Annotated in this window: 1 protein-coding gene; it reads left to right on the top strand. The window is 48.4% G+C overall.

What is annotated here, in order from left to right:
- Window positions 1-663, top strand: a 663-nt coding sequence (locus tag R7190_RS27990) for a flagellar motor protein MotB (RefSeq protein ID WP_318137938.1), incomplete at both ends; no start/stop codon positions are given.

Genomic DNA, 663 nt, shown 5'->3' with positions numbered 1-663 from the left:
CATTCGCGGACTTGATGTCGCTGTTGATGTGCTTCTTCGTACTGCTGCTTTCATTCTCTGAAATGGATGTTTTGAAGTTCAAACAGATTGCTGGTTCGATGAAGTTTGCATTTGGTGTGCAAAACCAACTGGAAGTGAAAGACATTCCTAAAGGCACCAGCATCATCGCACAAGAATTTAGACCAGGCCGTCCTGAGCCGACACCGATTGATGTCATCATGCAACAAACCATGGACATCACTCAGCAGACGTTAGAATTCCACGAAGGTGAGTCTGACCGAGCTGGTGGTACTAAGCGTGATGAAGGCAAGCTGACGGGCGGTCAATCACCGGAAACCTCGACACAAAGTAATCAGTCCGCAGAGTCAGACATGCAACAGCAGCAGTCTGAAGAGATGTCACAAGAGATGGAAACCTTGATGGAGAGCATCAAGAAGGCGCTCGAACGTGAAATCGAACAAGGCGCGATTGAAGTGGAGAACCTCGGTCAGCAAATCGTTATACGAATGCGAGAGAAAGGCGCGTTCCCAGAAGGTTCTGCATTCCTGCAACCGAAGTTCAGACCATTAGTGCGACAGATTGCTGAGCTAGTGAAAGATGTCCCAGGTATTGTCCGAATCTCTGGTCACACGGACAATCAGCGTTTGGATTCTGAGCTGTATC

Source organism: Vibrio sp. 1078-1 (assembly GCF_033340475.1).
This window is presented reverse-complemented; position numbering and strand designations above follow the sequence as displayed.